We start from the raw sequence: 18,388 nt of genomic DNA on the forward strand, positions 1-18,388 counted from the left end.
TCAGAGGCCAACATGTACATCTATCGATTGGTCCTGCTGCTGGTCGTCGGGATCTACCTGTTTTCCCCCGCCATCATGGATTGGTGGATCGACGCCACGGGCGCCTGGTACCGCCCTTATCTGCTGTGGCTGATCCTGATCGTCGTGACCTTCATCCTGCAGAGCCAAAAAGATGCCGATGAGCTTTAGCCTCACCCAGATGCTGCTGATCAGCGCCGCCTACCTGGCAGCATTGTTCGGCGTCGCCTGGATCAGTGAGCGCGGAATGATTCCGCGGGCGATCATTCGCCATCCGTTGACCTACACCTTGTCCCTGGGCGTATACGCCAGCGCCTGGGCGTTTTATGGCACGGTGGGCCTGGCCTATCAGTACGGCTACGGCTTTCTTTCCAGTTATCTCGGGGTGTCCGGCGCATTCCTGCTGGCGCCGGTGCTGCTATACCCGATCCTGAAAATCACCCGTACATATCAGCTGTCCTCCCTTGCGGACTTGTTTGCCTTCCGCTTTCGCAGCACCTGGGCGGGCGCACTGACCACGATCTTCATGCTGATCGGCGTGCTGCCGCTGCTGGCCCTGCAGATCCAGGCTGTGGCGGACTCCATCAGCATCCTCACCCGCGAGCCGGTACAGCATCGCGTTGCCCTGGCCTTCTGCGCGCTGATTACGCTGTTCACGATTTTCTTTGGCTCACGCCATATCGCCACCCGTGAGAAACACGAAGGCCTGGTGTTTGCGATTGCCTTTGAGTCGGTCATCAAGCTGATCGCCATCGGCGGTGTCGGCCTCTATGCGCTGTACGGCGTATTCGACGGCCCGCAACAGTTGGAACTGTGGCTGCTGCAAAACCAGACCGCCCTCGCCGCCTTGCACACCCCACTGCAGGAAGGCCCGTGGCGCACGCTGTTGCTGGTGTTCTTCGCCTCGGCAATTGTGATGCCGCACATGTACCACATGACGTTCACCGAGAACCTCAACCCGCGCTCACTGGTCAGCGCCAGCTGGGGCTTGCCGTTGTTCCTGCTGCTGATGAGCCTGGCGGTGCCACTGATTCTCTGGGCTGGCCTCAAGCTGGGGGCGACCACCAACCCCGAATACTTCACCCTCGGCGTCGGGATTGCCGCCAACAGCAAATCCCTGGCATTGCTGGCATACGTCGGCGGTTTATCGGCGGCCAGTGGCTTGATCATCGTCACCACGCTCGCGCTCTCGGGCATGGCGCTCAATCACCTGGTGCTACCGCTTTACCAGCCGCCAGCTGAAGGCAATATCTACCGTTGGCTGAAGTGGACACGGCGCGCGCTGATCGTCGCAATCATCATGGCCGGCTTTGGTTTCTACCTGTTGCTGGGCCCCGGACAAGACCTGGCCAACCTCGGCATCGTCGCGTTTGTCGCCACGTTGCAGTTCCTGCCCGGCGTGCTGTCGGTGCTGTACTGGCCAACCGCTAATCGACGTGGATTCATCGCCGGGCTGCTGGCCGGGATCCTGGTGTGGATTGTCACCATGCTGCTGCCGCTGGTCGGCAACCTGCAGGGCTTTTACATTCCCCTGTTGAACATGATCTACGTGCTGGACGACACCAGCTGGCACATGGCGGCCATTGCCTCCCTCGCTGCCAACGTGCTGATGTTCACCCTGATCTCGCTGTTCACCAACGCCAGCCCGGAAGAAACCAGCGCCGCCGAAGCGTGCGCGGTGGACAACGTGCGGCGCCCGCAACGGCGCGAACTGCATGCCGCCTCACCCCAGGAGTTCGCCACCCAATTGGCCAAACCACTGGGCGCCAAGGCCGCACAGAAAGAAGTCGAACAGGCGCTGCGCGATCTGTACCTGCCGTTCGACGAGCGTCGCCCGTATGCCTTGCGCCGCCTGCGTGACCGTATCGAAGCCAACCTGTCCGGCCTGATGGGGCCGAGCGTGTCTCAGGACATGGTAGAAACGTTCTTGCCCTACAAGGCCGGCGGCGAAAACTACGTCACCGAAGACATCCATTTCATCGAGAGCCGGCTGGAGGATTACCACTCACGCCTCACCGGTCTCGCCGCCGAACTCGATGCCCTGCGCCGCTATCACCGTCAAACCCTTCAGGAACTGCCGATGGGCGTGTGTTCCCTGGCCAAGGATCAAGAGATCCTGATGTGGAACAAGGCCATGGAAGAGCTGACCGGCATCGCTGCTCAGCGCGTAGTGGGTTCGCGCCTGAATACGCTGGCCGACCCGTGGAAAGAACTGCTGCAAGGCTTTATCAACCTGCCCGACGAGCATTTGCACAAGCAGCATCTGGCGCTGGACGGCCAGACCCGCTGGCTCAACCTGCACAAGGCCGCCATCGATGAGCCACTGGCGCCTGGCAACAGTGGCCTGGTGCTGCTGGTAGAGGACCTGACCGAAACCCAGATGCTGGAAGACAAGCTGGTGCATTCCGAACGCCTGGCGAGCATTGGCCGCCTGGCAGCGGGTGTTGCCCATGAAATCGGCAACCCCATCACCGGCATTGCCTGCCTGGCGCAGAACCTGCGCGAGGAGCGCGAAGAGGACGGTGAAATCACCGAAATCAGCGGGCAGATCCTTGAGCAGACCAAGCGCGTTTCCCGCATCGTGCAGTCGCTGATGAGCTTTGCCCACGCGGGCGCTCATCAGAATCAGGACGAGGCGGTGTGCCTCGCCGAAGTGGCGCAGGATGCCATTGGGCTGCTGGCCTTGAACCGGCGCAATTTCGAAGTACAGTTCTTCAACCTGTGTGATCCGGACCACTGGGTTGACGGCGACTCCCAACGCTTGGCGCAGGTGCTGATCAACCTGCTTTCCAACGCCCGTGACGCCTCCCCGCCGCACAGCGCGGTACGCGTCAAGAGCGAGGCTTTCGAGCACACGGTCGATCTGATCGTGGAGGACGAAGGCAGCGGTATTCCACAGAACATCATGGACCGATTGTTCGAACCCTTCTTCACCACCAAGGACCCAGGTGAAGGTACCGGTCTGGGCCTTGCACTGGTCTATTCCATCGTTGAAGAGCATTATGGACAAATCACCATCGACAGCCCGGCTGACACTGAAAGCCAACGCGGCACCCGTATTCGGGTGACCTTGCCGCGTCATGTCGAAGCGACGTCCGCTGTGAACTGAGACCGTCGAGAGAATTGAATCAATGCCGCACATTTTGATCGTCGAAGACGAAACAATTATCCGCTCTGCCTTGCGTCGCCTGCTTGAACGTAATCAATACCAGGTCAGCGAAGCCGGCTCGGTGCAGGAAGCCCAAGAGCGATTCAGCATTCCCACGTTCGACCTGATTGTCAGCGACCTGCGCCTGCCGGGCGCGCCGGGTACCGAGCTGATCAAGCTTGGCCAGGGCACTCCCGTGCTGATCATGACCAGCTATGCCAGCCTGCGTTCGGCAGTGGACTCGATGAAGATGGGCGCGGTGGACTACATCGCCAAGCCGTTCGACCACGACGAAATGCTCCAGGCCGTGGCCCGCATCCTGCGCGACCGCCAGTCGGCCAGCAGTGCCCCGGCCGAACAGCGCCCCGCCGGCAAAGGCGCCAACGGTGCGGACAAGCCAGGCGTCGACAACAGCAACGGCGAAATCGGCATCATCGGTTCCTGCCCTCCGATGCAGGACCTGTACAGCAAGATCCGCAAAGTCGCGCCGACCGACTCCAATGTATTGATTCAGGGCGAATCGGGCACTGGTAAAGAACTCGTCGCCCGCGCGCTGCACAACCTGTCCAAGCGCGCCAAGGCGCCGATGATCTCGGTGAACTGCGCGGCGATCCCTGAATCCCTGATCGAGTCCGAACTGTTCGGCCACGAGAAAGGCGCGTTTACCGGCGCCAGCGCCGGGCGCGCGGGTTTGGTGGAGGCGGCGGACGGCGGCACCTTGTTCCTCGACGAAATCGGCGAACTGCCTCTGGAAGCCCAGGCACGTTTGCTGCGCGTGCTACAGGAAGGCGAAATTCGCCGCGTAGGTTCGGTGCAATCGCAGAAGGTCGATGTTCGCCTGATCGCTGCGACCCACCGGGACCTGAAGAGCCTGGCCAAGATCGGCCAGTTCCGTGAAGACTTGTATTACCGCCTGCACGTGATCGCCCTTAAGCTTCCGGCCCTGCGCGAGCGTGGCGCCGACGTCAACGAGATCGCCAGCGCCTTCCTGCTGCGCCAGAGCGCGCGTATCAACCGTACCGACCTCAAGTTTGCCCCGGACGCTGAGCAGGCAATTCGGCACTACTCGTGGCCGGGTAACGTGCGAGAGCTGGAGAATGCGGTCGAGCGCGCAGTGATTCTGTCGGAAAGCCCGGAGATTTCCGCCGAGCTGCTGGGTATCGATATCGAGCTCAGTAACCTGGAGGACGACGATTTCATCGGCCTGGCCCCGCAACAGGGCGGCGCCAGCAATACCAGCCATGAGCCGACTGAAGATTTGTCACTGGAAGACTACTTCCAGCATTTCGTCCTTGAGCATCAGGACCACATGACCGAGACCGAGCTGGCCCGCAAGCTGGGCGTAAGCCGCAAGTGCCTGTGGGAGCGACGCCAGCGCCTGGGCATTCCACGGCGCAAGACCGGGGTTGCCAGCGAAAGTTGAGGGTGCGCCCTCACAGGTAACACCCTCAGATGTGAAAAAACTGTTACCTCTGAATTTTCACGTAACAAAAGCCGGGGCTTACGGTAACGAAGCCCCGGCTTTTTTGGTCCATCAAAAAGCCAAAACCACCTCAACCCCCCGTTTTTGCTGGGCGGCACAAAAGTTGGCACGCACCCTGCTATATGCTTAGTACAAAAACAATAACAAGCTTTGTACAAGACAATAAAAATAAGACGAATCGACTCACGCATAACAAAAACAACACGGCGGAGGCGCAGCTAACTGATTCTTTTGGAGAGGCGTTGCATTTGGGGCTTGCCCCGCAACCAGGCCGAGAACAACAAAAACTGCCCTAAGGCAGAGCCTGAACTGGTTGGATCTTAGATCAGCAACACAGCGACCAAAGCAATCCGTTTGCTCTTGACTCCCGATTGGGAGTGTCATGAAGGTGAAGCTTCATGGCGAGGGCGATCAACAAAAACAAGAAGCCCGCAATCAATAATAAAAATAGAGCACGCAACTACTTCTGGGGGAGCTTCGGCTCCCCTTGTAGTTTCCGGGATTTGACAATTTTAGGCTTCTGGCTCAAGCCTTGCAGCTTGTTCCTACACCATCCCCCGACTAAATGCTAGAATCCCGGCCCATCATGCGGTCATTCTTCGTTATGGCCGAACATTCCTTCAAACAGTGCATCCCATGCTGAAGAAGTTGTTCCAGTCATTCCGTTCCCCCTTGCGTCGTACGCAACACATTCGCAGCACGCCTGAAGTGCTTAACAGCAATCAGCATTCATTGCAGCGCGCCCAATTCAGCCGTTATGCGGTGAACATCGTCGAACGTTTGCAGAACGCCGGCTACCAGGCTTACCTGGTGGGCGGGTGCGTGCGCGACATGTTGCTCAACATCACACCCAAAGATTTCGACGTCGCCACCAGCGCCACGCCCGAGCAAGTGCGTGCCGAATTCCGCAATGCGCGAATCATCGGCCGCCGCTTCAAATTGGTGCACATCCACTTTGGTCGCGAAATCATCGAGGTCGCAACCTTCCGTGCAGGCCATCCGCAAAACGATGAAGAGGAAGACACTAACCAGTCTTCCCGCAACGAGAGCGGACGCATCCTGCGCGACAACGTTTACGGCACCCTGGAAGAAGATGCGCAACGCCGCGACTTCACCATCAACGCGCTGTATTACGACCCAGTCAGCGAGCGCATTCTCGATTACGCCAATGGCGTACACGACATTCGCAACAACCTGATCCGCTTGATCGGCGACCCGACTCAGCGCTACCAGGAAGACCCGGTGCGCATGCTGCGCGCCGTGCGGTTTGCCGCCAAGCTGAACTTCGGCATCGAAAAACACACCGCCGCGCCCATTCGTGAGCTGGCGCCGATGTTGCGTGAGATTCCTTCCGCGCGCCTGTTCGAAGAAGTGCTCAAGTTGTTCCTGTCGGGCTATGCCGCCGACACGTTCGAAATGCTCGTCGACCTGCAGTTGTTCGATCCGTTGTTCCCGGCGAGCGCCGAGGCTCTGGAATACAACCCGACGTACACCCACACCTTGATCAGCGAAGCGTTGATCAACACCGACCTGCGCATCAAGCAGAACAAACCGGTGACCCCGGCGTTCCTGTTTGCCGCCTTGTTGTGGCCAGCCCTGCCCAAACGCGTCCTGCGTCTGCAAGACCGTGGCATGCCGCCGATCCCGGCCATGCAGGAAGCCGCGCACGAGCTGATCGCCGAGCAGTGCCAGCGTATTGCTATCCCGAAACGCTTTACCATGCCGATCCGCGAGATCTGGGATATGCAGGAGCGCCTGCCGCGCCGCAGCGGCAAACGCGCCGACCTGCTGCTGGACAATCCGCGTTTCCGCGCCGGCTATGACTTCCTGTTGCTGCGCGAAAGCGCGGGTGAGCAGACCGACGGCCTGGGCGAATGGTGGACTGACTACCAGGACGCCAATGACAGCCAGCGTCGCGACATGATTCGTGACCTCGGCAGCAAAGGCGATGGCGCCGGCGAAGGGCCGAAGAAGCGTCGCCGCAGTGGCGGCAAGCGCAAACGCAGCTCCACCGATGCCTCGGGCGCCACAGGCGAATAAACGTGGACCGTATCTACATCGGCATGGGCAGCAATCTCGCTGCCCCGGACCAACAATTGCGCAGCGCCGTCGAGGCGTTAGCGTTATTGCCAGGCACCACCGTCGCCGGCGTGTCGGCGTTTTATCAAAGTGACTCCCTGCTCCCGGGCCAACCGCGCTATACCAATGCGGTCGCCGCCCTGGACAGTAGTCTCGCGCCACTGGCGTTGCTCGATGCGTTGCAAGCCATCGAGAACGAACAGGGCCGCGAGCGCCTTGAGCGCTGGGGCCCACGCACCCTGGACCTGGATATCCTGCTGTTCGGCGATCGCCTGATCGATGAACCGCGCCTCAAGGTGCCCCATTACCAGATGCACCTGCGCGCGTTCGTGTTGTACCCGCTGGCCGAGCTGGCACCCGCCAACCAGCAACTGCCAAACGGCCAAACGCTCAGCGAACTGCTGGCAGCTTGCCCGTTTGTCGGCCTGGAACGCCTCCCGACAGCTTGATGCGATCCCGTTGGAAGCTGGCTTGCCTGCGATAGCGTCAACTCGGTGTGACGGATGTACCGAGTCGCCTGCATCGCCGGCAAGCCTGCGCCCACACTTGATCTCTGGCGTGACTCAAAGCGGCGGTCAAGCTGCTGAATCGCGTCAGTAACAGCGGTAACACCCCACTCGTAACAATGCGGTAACACATCCAATTGACTTCCCGTGTCCTCATCACGACTATAGGCGTCCCGCTGCCGCCGACCCGGCGCTAAAGGGCGCAATCCAGGCCTTATAAGCACTGCTCTCAAGACAGTGCGCCTGTATAAACGAAGACTCGCGCGCGTTACTCGCTGTTTCCAAGCGCCTGAACGAGGACCCTTTTCATGCCAGACATTACCCTGACCACCTTGCAGAGCCTGAAGCTCAAAGGTGAAAAAATCACCATGCTGACCTGCTATGACGCCACCTTCGCCCAGGCCTGCTGCCAGGCCGGAGTCGAGGTGCTACTGGTGGGTGACTCCCTGGGCATGGTTCTTCAAGGGAATGACAGCACCCTGCCCGTCACCACCGATGAACTCGCCTACCACACCGCCAGCGTTAAACGCGGTAACGACGGCGCCTTCATCATCGCCGACCTGCCGTTCATGGGTTACGCCACGGTCGAACAGACCTTTCAAAACGCCGGCAAACTGATGCAAGCCGGTGCGCACATGATCAAAGTGGAAGGCGCCGTATGGCTCGCCGAGTCGATCCGACTGCTGGCTGAGCGCGGCGTACCTGTGTGTGTGCACATGGGCCTGACACCGCAGTCGGTCAACCTCCTCGGCGGCTACAAAGTTCAAGGTCGCAATGAAGCCCAGGCGCGCCAGATGCGTGCGGACGCCATCGCCCTGGAACAAGCAGGTGCGGCGATGATTCTGCTGGAATGCGTGCCGAGCGAACTGGCGGCGGAAATCACGCAGGCTGTCAAAGTGCCGGTGATCGGCATTGGCGCAGGTTCCGCCACCGACGGCCAGGTCCTGGTGATGCACGACATGCTCGGCCTGTCGCTGACCGGCCGTGCGCCAAAGTTCGTGAAGAACTTCATGGCCGGCCAGGACAGCATCCAGGCGGCGTTGAGCGCTTACGTGGACGAAGTCAAAGCCGTTACTTTCCCAGGTGTCGAACACGGATTCTCTGCATGAACATCGTTAAAACCGTACGAGAACTGCGAGCCGCCGTCGCTCACGCGCGCAGTGCAGGCAAGCGCATCGGCTTTGTGCCCACCATGGGCAATCTGCACAGCGGCCACGCCACCCTGGTGACCAAGGCCGCGCAGCAATCGGACTTCGTGGTGGCGAGCATTTTCGTCAACCCGCTGCAGTTCGGTGCAGGCGAAGACCTGGACAAATATCCCCGCACACTGGCTGCCGACCAGGAAAAGCTGCTGCAAGCCGGTTGCAACCTGCTGTTCGCGCCGACCGTCGAAGAAATGTATCCCGGCGGCATGACCGGCCAGACCCGCGTGAGTGTCCCGCAGCTGTCCGAAGGCCTGTGCGGCGCCAGTCGCCCAGGGCATTTCGAAGGTGTGGCCACGGTAGTCAGCAAGCTGTTCAATATGGTCCAGCCGGACATGGCCGTGTTTGGCCAGAAGGACTACCAGCAACTGGCGGTTATTCGCGCCATGGTCCATGACCTGAACATGCCGATCCAGATCATCGGCGAACCGACCGTACGTGCCGCCGACGGCCTCGCGCTGTCATCGCGCAACGGTTACCTCACCGAAGAACAACGCGCCATCGCCCCCGTGCTATACCGCAGCCTCAGCCAGATCGCTGCCGCCATCAAAGCGGGTGACCACGATTTCGCCAAGCTGCGCGCCGAACAGATCCAGCACATCGAAGCGGCCGGCTTGCGCATGGATTACCTGGAAGTGCGCCAAGGCGTGCACCTGCGTCCGGCCACGACTGAAGACCGTGATGTCGTTATCCTGGTGGCCGCGTATTTGGGCGCTACGCGCCTGATCGATAACTTGCACTTGAATCTGGCCTGACCCACCCGGCCTTTACCCCTTAAAAACCGCTAAACAGTTGCCCTCCCTGCTGCGCCGGTATAAAAAAGTACCGGCTACAGCGCAGACAAAGCCAAGACATATCGACACGCTAGGTTTAATGTAATCGCCCTGCGCCATTATTGGCGCTGACCGGAACCCAACGCCTGATGAAAGACTGGACGTTCCGGATTTAGAAGTGTCCTAAAGGCAAGTCCCCGTAATAAAAAGGAAACCCGCAGCGATGGCGTACTACCGCACCCCTCATGACGTTACCGCTCTGCCCGCTTGGCAAGCGCTCAATCAACACCGCCACGCCATGCAGGATTTCAGCATGCGCGAAGCGTTTGATGCCGATCCCCAGCGCTTCTCCCAATTCACCCTGAGCAGCTGCGGGCTGTTCCTCGATTACTCGAAAAACCTGATCACCAGCGAAACCCGTGACCTGCTGGTGGCGCTGGCCAAGGAAGTCGACCTTAAAGGCGCGATCGAAGCGCTGTATGCCGGCGAACCGGTGAACTCCTCCGAAGGCCGCCCGGCCCTGCACACCGCCCTGCGCCGCCCAGTGGGCGACAAACTGTCGGTCAACGGCGTCAACATCATGCCGGATGTGCACAAGGTGCTGAACCAGATCACCGACCTCGTGGGCCGTATCCACGATGGCCTGTGGCGTGGCTACACCGAAAAGCCGATCACTGACGTGGTCAACATCGGCATCGGTGGTTCGTTCCTTGGCCCGGAGTTGGTCTCCGAGGCGCTGTTGTCGTACGCCCACAAAGGCGTGCGTTGCCATTACCTGGCGAACATCGACGGCAGCGAATTCCACGAGCTGACCCAGAAGCTACGCGCCGAGACCACGCTGTTTATCGTCTCGTCGAAGTCCTTCAACACCCTGGAAACCCTGAAAAATGCCCAGGCTGCACGCGCCTGGTACCTGGCCCAGGGTGGTTCGGAAGCCGAGCTGTACCGCCACTTCATCGCCGTATCGAGTAACAACGCGGCGGCGGTAGCTTTCGGTATCCGCGAAGAAAACATTTTCCCGATGTGGGACTGGGTCGGTGGCCGTTACTCGTTGTGGTCCGCCATTGGTTTGCCAATTGCCCTGGCCATCGGCATGTCCAACTTCAAGGAGCTGCTGTCCGGTGCCTACACCATGGACCAGCATTTCCAGAATGCTCCGTTCGAAGCCAACATGCCGGTGCTGCTGGGTCTGTTGGGCGTGTGGTACGGCAACTTCTGGGGTGCGCGCAGCCACGCGATCCTGCCGTACGATCACTACCTGCGTAACATCACCAAGCACTTGCAACAGCTGGACATGGAATCCAACGGCAAGAGCGTGCGCCAGGATGGTTCGCCAGTGTCCACCGATACCGGCCCGGTTATCTGGGGCGGCGTAGGTTGCAACGGTCAGCACGCTTACCACCAGTTGCTGCACCAAGGGACCCAACTGATTCCGGCCGACTTTATCGTGCCGATCGTCAGCTTCAACCCCGTGTCCGACCACCATCAGTGGCTGTTCGCCAACTGCCTGTCGCAAAGCCAGGCACTGATGCTCGGCAAGACACGCAGCGAAGCCGAAGCCGAACTGCGCGAGAAGGGCATGCCGGAAGCCGACGTGCAGAAGCTGGCCCCGCACAAGGTGATCCCGGGCAACCGCCCGAGCAACACCCTCGTGGTCGAGCGCATCAGCCCGCGTCGCCTCGGCGCACTGGTGGCCATGTATGAACACAAAGTGTTCGTGCAGAGCGTGATCTGGGGCATCAACGCCTTCGACCAATGGGGCGTGGAGCTGGGTAAAGAGCTGGGCAAAGGCGTGTACAACCGTCTGACCGGCGCCGAAGAAACCTCGGCCGAGGATGCTTCGACCCAGGGCCTGATCAACTACTTCCGCGGTCGTCACCGCGGCTGATCCAGGTATCGCAAGGCCAACGTCCGTTTGGACGTTGGCCTTGAACCCTCCCCCCAGTGCGCGCATCTTTATGGCTTGTTCCGAAAACAAGAATAAGGACCGCTCATGTTCGATATCAGCACATTTCCCACCGCCGATGCCGTGCGCCGGGCGGCGCAGCTTAGTCAAGAAGACTACCAGCGCCTCTATCGCCAATCGATTGAGCAACCCGACATCTTCTGGGCCGAACAGGCCAAGCGCTTTCTCCACTGGATTACTCCGTGGCATACCGTTCAACACTCGGACATCAACACCGGCGCGGCCCAATGGTTTGCCGGCGGCCAACTGAACGTCAGCTACAACTGCATCGACCGTCATCTGGCGCAACGCGCTGACCAGCCCGCTTTCATCTGGGAAGGCGACGACCCTGCAACGTCTTCCAAAATCACCTACCGCCAACTCCACCAAAACGTCAGCCGCTTGGCCAATGTGCTGAAAAGTCGTGGCGTGAAGAAAGGCGACCGGGTGTGCATCTACATGCCGATGATCCCGGAAGCCGCCTACGCGATGCTGGCCTGCACGCGCATTGGCGCAGTGCATTCGGTGGTGTTTGGCGGGTTTTCGCCGGACGCCTTGCGCGATCGCATTCTCGATGCCGACTGCCGCACGGTCATCACCGCTGACGAAGGCGTACGCGGTGGCAAGCCGGTGGCCTTGAAAAAAAATGTCGACAAGGCCCTGGCCAGTTGCCCGAACGTCAGCACGGTAGTGGTGGTGGCACGCACCGGTGCGGACCTTGCCTGGGTAGAAGGCCGCGACCTCAAGTATCAACAGGCCCTGGAGGCCGCCAGCGACAACTGCCCGCCCGAGCCGATGGACGCCGAAGACCCGCTGTTTATCCTCTACACCTCCGGCAGCACCGGCAAACCCAAGGGCGTATTGCACACCACGGGTGGCTACCTGCTGCAAGCGGCGATGACCTTCAAGTACGTGCTCGATTACCGTGACGGCGAAGTGTTCTGGTGCACCGCCGATGTGGGCTGGGTTACCGGCCACAGCTACATCGTGTACGGCCCGCTGGCCAATGGCGCCACTTCGCTAATATTCGAAGGTGTGCCGAGCTACCCGAACAGCTCGCGTTTCTGGCAGGTAATCGACAAACACAACGTGAATATCTTCTACACCGCGCCCACCGCACTACGCGCCTTGATGCGTGAGGGCCACGGCCCACTGGAGAGCACCTCCCGCGCCAGCCTGCGCCTGTTGGGCAGCGTCGGCGAGCCGATAAACCCGGAAGCCTGGGACTGGTATTTCAACGCCGTGGGCGAGCAGCGTTGCCCGATCGTCGACACCTGGTGGCAGACCGAAACCGGCGGCATCATGCTCAGCCCGCTGGTCAGCGCCCAAAGGATCAAACCGGGTTGCGCAACCCAGCCCATGTTTGGCATACAGCCTGTATTGCTCGACGAACAAGGCAAGGAGTTGAGCGGCGCCGGCAGTGGCGTACTCGCCATCAAAGCCAGCTGGCCTGGGCAAATCCGCAGTATCTACGGCGACCCGCAGCGCATGCTCGACACCTATTTCAAACCCTACCCCGGCTACTACTTCACCGGCGACGGCGCGCGGCGCGATGACGACGGCGACTACTGGATCACCGGGCGCATCGATGACGTTATTAACGTGTCCGGCCACCGTATCGGCACCGCCGAAGTGGAAAGCGCGCTGGTGCTGCATGACCAAGTGGCCGAAGCGGCCGTGGTCGGCTATCCCCACGACGTTAAAGGCCAGGGGATTTATGCCTTTGTCACACCAATGAATGGGGTCGAGCCCAATGACGAGCTGAAAAAGCACCTGCTTGACCTGGTCAGTAAGGAAATCGGCAGCTTTGCCAAGCCGGAACTGATCCAATGGGCACCCGCCTTGCCGAAAACCCGTTCCGGCAAGATCATGCGACGGATCTTGCGCAAGATTGCCTGCAACGAACTGGACAGCCTCGGCGACACCTCAACCCTGGCTGACCCCAGTGTCGTCGACGGCCTGATCGACAAACGCCTGAATCGATAGGAACCCCCGAGTCGCCATGGAATTTATCCGCAGCCGTATCGAAACCCAGCTGATAAGCCTCACCGGTCTGTCACTGGGCCAGTTGGACCTGGAAAACCCCAAGGGCGACCCAGGCCTGTTCGGACCGGACTCGGTCAGTTGGCAAGTCCATGGCGACTTCAGCAGCATGCTCATCGGGGGCATCAGCGCGTTGATGCTGCAAGCCTTGCATCCGCTGGCCCTGGCCGGTGTGTGGGACCACTCCAACTTTCGCCAGGACATGCTCGGACGCTTACGGCGGACCTCGCAGTTTATTTCCGGCACCACGTTCGGTTCGCGCAAGGACGCCGAATGGCTGATTGAAAAAGTCCGCACCATCCACCTGCAAGTGGTCGGACACGCCCCGGACGGGCGAGCCTACGCGGCCAGCGACCCGGAGCTGCTGACCTGGGTGCATGTGGCGGAAGTCAGCAACTTTCTCGCAGCGCACCTGCGTTATCGAAACCCGCACCTCAGCGGGCGGGACCAGGATCGTTACTACAGCGAAATCGCGCTGGTAGCCGAAAGGCTTGGCGCGCGACATGTTCCGCGCTCACGGCAGGAAATTTCGGATTATCTGGCGCGCATTCGTCCGCAATTGCTGTGCGACGAGCGCAGCCGCGAAGTGCTGCGCCTATTGGTCAATGCGCCCGCCCCCAGCACACTGGCCAAACCCTTTGGCAGCTTGATGATGCAAGCAGGGATCGACCTGCTGCCGGACTGGGCCAGCGCGATGCTCGAACAACGCCAGAGCCCGCTGCAACGCCAGATGATCCGCGCCGGGGTCAAGCGCAGCGCGCCGTTACTGCGTTGGGCGATGCGCAATGGGTCGGTACAGCGCGCCCATCGGCGGATGGGGTTGATGTAGACCAGCACCTATAGCTGTTAAACTCCGCGCCCCCATTTACAGCAAGGCGCGCTCCATGACTCCCTTGAATCAGGCGCTGCGCGCCGCCCTCGACTACCGCCAAGACCTGATCAACGAGCTGCATGCCCAAGGCACCGACTGCTACCGGCTGTTCCATGGCAGCCAGGAAGGCGCCGGTGGCCTGACCATCGACCGTTATGGCCCGCAACTGCTGGTGCAAAGCTTCCATCAGTCCCTGCACACCGAGGAACTGCTGGACCTGCACCAACAGGTCAATCAGTTCATGGGCCTGGAATTGCTGCTGGTGTACAACGACCGTTCCCGTGGCAACTCGCGAATCGACCGTGAAGACACGGTGTACCGCGCCGAACCCGTGGCCCTGGAAGACAAGGTCGGCCACGAATGGGGACTCAATTACCGTGTACGTGGGCGCCATGCCGGGCAGGACCCGCTGCTGTTCCTGGATCTGCGCAACACCCGCGGCTGGGTCAAGGACCACAGCGCCGGCAAAAGCGTACTGAACCTGTTCGCCTACACCTGTGGCGTAGGCTTGAGCGCGGCAGCCGGTGGCGCAAGTGAGGTGTGCAACCTGGACTTCGCCGAGGGCAACCTGGCGGTCGGTCGCGAAAACGGCCTGCTCAACCCGCACTTGCCGACCATGGATTTTGTGCAGTCCGACTACTTCCCGGCGATTCGCCAACTGGCGGGCTTGCCGATCACCCAGCGGCGCGGCCAAAAGCTGCCGAGCTATCCACGCCTTGAGCAACGTCAATATGACTTGGTGTTGCTCGACCCCCCGGCCTGGGCCAAGAGCGCTTTCGGCACCGTTGACCTGTTGCGCGACTACCAGAGCCTGCTCAAACCCGCGTTGCTGGCGACGGCCGACAATGGCGTGCTGATCTGCTGCAACAACCTCGCAAAAGTCAGCATGGATGACTGGCGTGAACAGGTGCTGCGTTGCGCCGAAAAAGCCGGTCGCCCGGTACGCGACTGGCAAATCATCACGCCGGGGGCGGACTTTCCTTCCCAGGACCAGCAGCCCCCCCTGAAAACACTGATGCTGCAACTGTAAGACTTGTCTCAACAGACCCGCTTCTTCGGAACCGAAATCCCGTGCCATACTCCAAGGCACTCTCGTTCGACATAGATGGCGTCACCCATGCCCAAAGGATTGATTCGCGCCATAGGCGCCTTGTTGACTGCCCTTGCTTTGTACAGCTTGCTGGGCTTTTTGATTCTGCCGGGCATCGCCCTTCGTATAGCCAACCAGCAACTGGCCAATTACGCCACGGTGCCGGCGCGAATCGAACGGATCGAGCTCAACCCGTTCAGCCTGGAGCTGACACTGTGGGGCCTGAAGATCGGTGAGCCTGGCAAGGAACAGGTCGGTTTCGAGCGTCTTTACGCCAACCTGCAGATCGACAGTCTCTGGACGCGCGCCCTGCACCTGGCGGATGTGCAACTGGACCAGCCCAAGACCGAATTGCTGTTCGATAAATCCGGCCAACTGAATCTGGCGCAACTGTTCAAGCTGCCGCCGAGCGAGCCGACGCCGGCCGACCCGAATGCCAAACCCTTCCCGCTGCGTATCGACAGCATCAAGCTGGCCGGCGGTTATGTGCACTTCAAGGATCTGCGCCCGAGCGAGCCGATCGAATTCTTCTACAACAAACTCGACTTTGAGTTGAAAAACCTCAGCACCTTGCCGGAAGACAACGCCGACATGACGCTGGTGGCTGCCGGTCCTGAAGGTGGGCAGATCGACTGGAAAGGCAATTTCAGCCTGGTGCCGATCACTTCCGAAGGCACGCTGAAAGTCACCGACGGCAAGATGAAAGCCTGGTGGCCGTACGTACGAGACGCCGTGCCGTTGGTTCTTGAGGACGGTGTGCTGAATTTCAGCACCGACTACAAGTTCAGCCTGGCCAAAGAAACCGAGCTGAACCTGACCAACACGGCTGCGAGCATCGCGCCCTTTGCCATCAAGGCACCGGATGGCCGGCCATTGGTGCGGCTGGAACGCCTGGATGTCAGCGAAACCACTGTAGACCTGGCCAAGCAGCAAGTTGTTGTCGGCAAGATTCGCAGTAACAAGCTGGAAACCTGGGCCGCCCGCGAGGCCGATGGGCAACTGGATTGGCAAAAACTGTTTGCCGGCCAACCGAGCAAACCGGCCAAGGCGCCGGAACCCGCCACTGCGCCAGCCACCGCCGACTCGCCAAAAGCTGAACCGGCAGCGCCCAGCAAACCCTGGCAAGTGCTGCTCAAGGACGTGCAACTGCGTAATTACCAGGTACACCTGGCTGACCGTCAGGCCAAACCCGCCGTCGCACTGGAACTGGGCCCGTTGAATGTCGATGTGCAGAACTTCGACAGCCTCAACCAGAAGCCCTTTAGCCTGAAAGTCGACTCCGGGTTGGGCAAGCAAGGCAAGATCCAGGCGGCCGGTGAGGTCAACCTCAACCCGGTCAGCGCCAGACTGAAAGTGAATACCCAGGATATCGACCTGCGGGTCGCTCAATCTTATATCAGCCCCTTTATTCGCCTGGAATTGCGCAGCGGCATGCTGGGCAGCAATCTGGATGTGAACCTGAAAAGCACGGACCCACTGGCCCTTCAGGTCACCGGCAGCGCTCAGGTCGATCAATTACACACCCTGGACACCCTCAAGAACCGCGACTTCCTCAAATGGCAACGCCTGATGCTGGAAGGCGTGAACTATCAGCACGGCAATAGCCTGTCGATCGACAAGGTCAACCTGCTGCAGCCTTATGCACGTTTCATGATCAACGATGATCGCACCACCAACATCGATGACTTGCTGATCCCGCAACCAGCCGACAGTGGCAACAAGACGGCGGCGAAGCCTGCGACCAGTAAAGAGAAGCCGTTGGGCATTCATATCGGGCAGATTGCGATCAATGACGGTTCGGCCAACTTCGCCGACTTCAGCCTCACGCCTAACTTCGCCACCGCCATCCAACAACTCAACGGGCAGATTGGCACCATTGACAGCCGCCAGGCCAAACCGGCGAGCGTCGACATCAACGGTAAGGTGGATCGCTACGCCCCCGTAACCATCAAGGGCAGCGTGAACCCATTTGATCCGATGGCGGCGCTGGATATCGCCACCAGCTTCAAACGCGTCGAACTCACTACATTGACGCCGTACTCCGGCAAGTTCGCGGGCTTTCGTATCCGCAAGGGCCGTCTCAACCTCGACCTGCACTATGTCATCACCAAAGGCCAGTTGAAGGCCGAAAACAAAGTGGTGGTCGAACAGCTGCAATTGGGTGAGAAGGTCGACAGTGCCGACGCCGTGGACTTGCCGATTCGCCTGGCAATTGCCCTGCTCAAGGACTCTGACGGCAAGATCTCCATCGAACTGCCGGTGACCGGCGACCTGAATAACCCGCAATTCAGCGTGATGCCGATTGTGTGGCAGACCCTGCGCAACCTGGTCGTACGCGCGGCAACGGCGCCGTTCAAGTTTATCGGCGGGCTGGTAAGCGGTGGGGGCTCGGAAGACCTCGGTAATGTGTCTTTCGCCGCAGGCTCCAGTGAGTTGAACAAAGACGCCGAAGGCGCCCTGAACACCCTGGCCAAGGCGCTGAAAGAGCGCCCTACCCTGCGCCTGGAAATCGAAGGCACGGCGGCTGCCAGCAGTGACGGACCATTCCTGGCCGCAGAGCGTCTGGAGCGCGAATACCAATACAACTACTACAAGATCCTCCAGCGTCGTGGTGACAAGGTTCCAGCCCAGGCATCGCTGCTGGTTGTACCGGAGAAGGAAAAGGCGCCGTTGCTCGAAGGCATCTACCGCACTCGCCTGAAACAACAACCACCGGCTGAATGGAAAGACCTGAGCAGCGATGATCGCACCGCGAAGCTGAAGGATGGTTTGATCAAGTTCTGGAGCGCCAGTGACGTGCTGCTGCGCCAGTTGGGCCAAGACCGCGCCAGCACCATCAAGGACTACTTGGTGGACAAGGGAAAACTGGAAGATGACCGGGTTTACTTCATTGACGCCAACCTGGGGCAGGCTGAAAAGGATGGTCGAGTAGTGACGCCGATGCATCTGGATGCCGAGTAACGCCTGAACGACATCATCCAAATGTGGGAGCTGGCCTGATACAAATGTGGGAGCTGGCTTATCGGACCGCCGAACCGCTGCGATGGCATCACCTCGGTTCAACTGAACGACCGAGGTGCCTGCATCGCAGGCAAGCCAGCTCCCACTTTGATGTATGTCGGCCTTGAGATTTTGTTCCAGCCCACAATAGAACAGGCCCTGACACAAGTGCCGGGGCCTGTAATGACCACATCCGTGTGGTCGGTCGCATGAACTCAAGAGGTGCATCG

The 18,388-nt window shown here is 60.1% G+C and carries 12 protein-coding genes; all 12 read left to right on the forward strand.

All coding sequences use genetic code 11. From position 1 onward, the window contains the following. Window positions 1–12: 12 nt before the first annotated feature. The 12 genes from ACLBW8_RS19010 to ACLBW8_RS19065 all read left to right on the forward strand — a co-directional run bounded on the left by ACLBW8_RS19010 (window position 13) and on the right by ACLBW8_RS19065 (window position 18,119). The gene (locus ACLBW8_RS19010; protein WP_003176118.1) at window positions 13–189 is read left to right on the forward strand and encodes a hypothetical protein; all 177 of its coding nucleotides are present in this window, start codon (window positions 13–15) and stop codon (window positions 187–189) included. Next, a complete protein-coding gene (locus ACLBW8_RS19015) occupies window positions 173–3,127 on the forward strand; it encodes a sensor histidine kinase (RefSeq protein WP_167353711.1) in 2,955 nt (984 codons plus the stop codon). The genes ACLBW8_RS19010 and ACLBW8_RS19015 overlap by 17 nt, the downstream gene beginning before the upstream one ends. Before the next feature lie 22 nt (window positions 3,128–3,149). Further along, window positions 3,150–4,589, forward strand: coding sequence for a sigma-54-dependent transcriptional regulator (locus ACLBW8_RS19020; protein ID WP_447806073.1), 1,440 nt, complete (start codon window positions 3,150–3,152; stop codon window positions 4,587–4,589). A 696-nt stretch (window positions 4,590–5,285) separates the two neighbouring features. Further along, window positions 5,286–6,689 carry a polynucleotide adenylyltransferase PcnB gene (locus ACLBW8_RS19025; RefSeq protein ID WP_407017106.1) on the forward strand — a complete coding sequence of 468 codons (1,404 nt, stop codon included), beginning with the start codon at window positions 5,286–5,288 and terminating at the stop codon, window positions 6,687–6,689. A gap of 2 nt (window positions 6,690–6,691) precedes the next feature. After that, window positions 6,692–7,177 (forward strand): 2-amino-4-hydroxy-6-hydroxymethyldihydropteridine diphosphokinase, encoded by a 486-nt coding sequence (gene folK, locus ACLBW8_RS19030; protein WP_447806074.1) that lies wholly within the window; start codon window positions 6,692–6,694, stop codon window positions 7,175–7,177. A 365-nt stretch (window positions 7,178–7,542) separates the two neighbouring features. Further along, window positions 7,543–8,343, forward strand: coding sequence for a 3-methyl-2-oxobutanoate hydroxymethyltransferase (gene panB / locus ACLBW8_RS19035; protein ID WP_447806075.1), 801 nt, complete (start codon window positions 7,543–7,545; stop codon window positions 8,341–8,343). Continuing rightward, window positions 8,340–9,191 (forward strand): pantoate--beta-alanine ligase, encoded by an 852-nt coding sequence (gene panC / locus ACLBW8_RS19040; RefSeq protein ID WP_447806076.1) that lies wholly within the window; start codon window positions 8,340–8,342, stop codon window positions 9,189–9,191. The genes panB and panC overlap by 4 nt, the downstream gene beginning before the upstream one ends. Window positions 9,192–9,432: 241 nt before the next feature. Then, window positions 9,433–11,097, forward strand: coding sequence for a glucose-6-phosphate isomerase (gene pgi, locus ACLBW8_RS19045; RefSeq protein WP_064454167.1), 1,665 nt, complete (start codon window positions 9,433–9,435; stop codon window positions 11,095–11,097). Between the two features lie 105 nt (window positions 11,098–11,202). Continuing rightward, a complete protein-coding gene (acs, locus tag ACLBW8_RS19050) occupies window positions 11,203–13,140 on the forward strand; it encodes an acetate--CoA ligase (RefSeq protein WP_447806077.1) in 1,938 nt (645 codons plus the stop codon). Between the two features lie 16 nt (window positions 13,141–13,156). Beyond that, entirely contained in the window at window positions 13,157–14,026 is an 870-nt protein-coding gene (locus ACLBW8_RS19055) for an oxygenase MpaB family protein (protein ID WP_447806078.1), read from the forward strand. Between the two features lie 55 nt (window positions 14,027–14,081). After that, the gene (locus ACLBW8_RS19060; protein ID WP_447806079.1) at window positions 14,082–15,098 is read left to right on the forward strand and encodes a class I SAM-dependent rRNA methyltransferase; all 1,017 of its coding nucleotides are present in this window, start codon (window positions 14,082–14,084) and stop codon (window positions 15,096–15,098) included. Window positions 15,099–15,185: 87 nt separating this feature from the next. Then, on the forward strand, window positions 15,186–18,119 hold the full coding sequence (locus ACLBW8_RS19065) for a DUF748 domain-containing protein (protein WP_447806080.1): 2,934 nt from the start codon (window positions 15,186–15,188) through the stop codon (window positions 18,117–18,119). Window positions 18,120–18,388: the final 269 nt, after the last annotated feature.

The organism is Pseudomonas sp. M5A4_2d, assembly GCF_053345295.1.

Bases quoted from the DNA above. Each gene is read 5' to 3' on its own strand.
- ACLBW8_RS19025 (WP_407017106.1), top strand. From the start codon at position 5,286: ATGCTGAAGAAGTTGTTCCAGTCATTCCGTTCCCCCTTGCGTCGTACG.
- ACLBW8_RS19020 (WP_447806073.1), top strand. From the start codon at position 3,150: ATGCCGCACATTTTGATCGTCGAAGACGAAACAATTATCCGCTCTGCC.
- ACLBW8_RS19055 (WP_447806078.1), top strand. From the start codon at position 13,157: ATGGAATTTATCCGCAGCCGTATCGAAACCCAGCTGATAAGCCTCACC.
- ACLBW8_RS19060 (WP_447806079.1), top strand. From the start codon at position 14,082: ATGACTCCCTTGAATCAGGCGCTGCGCGCCGCCCTCGACTACCGCCAA.
- panC (WP_447806076.1), top strand. From the start codon at position 8,340: ATGAACATCGTTAAAACCGTACGAGAACTGCGAGCCGCCGTCGCTCAC.
- ACLBW8_RS19010 (WP_003176118.1), top strand. From the start codon at position 13: ATGTACATCTATCGATTGGTCCTGCTGCTGGTCGTCGGGATCTACCTG.
- ACLBW8_RS19015 (WP_167353711.1), top strand. From the start codon at position 173: ATGCCGATGAGCTTTAGCCTCACCCAGATGCTGCTGATCAGCGCCGCC.
- ACLBW8_RS19065 (WP_447806080.1), top strand. From the start codon at position 15,186: ATGCCCAAAGGATTGATTCGCGCCATAGGCGCCTTGTTGACTGCCCTT.
- pgi (WP_064454167.1), top strand. From the start codon at position 9,433: ATGGCGTACTACCGCACCCCTCATGACGTTACCGCTCTGCCCGCTTGG.
- panB (WP_447806075.1), top strand. From the start codon at position 7,543: ATGCCAGACATTACCCTGACCACCTTGCAGAGCCTGAAGCTCAAAGGT.
- acs (WP_447806077.1), top strand. From the start codon at position 11,203: ATGTTCGATATCAGCACATTTCCCACCGCCGATGCCGTGCGCCGGGCG.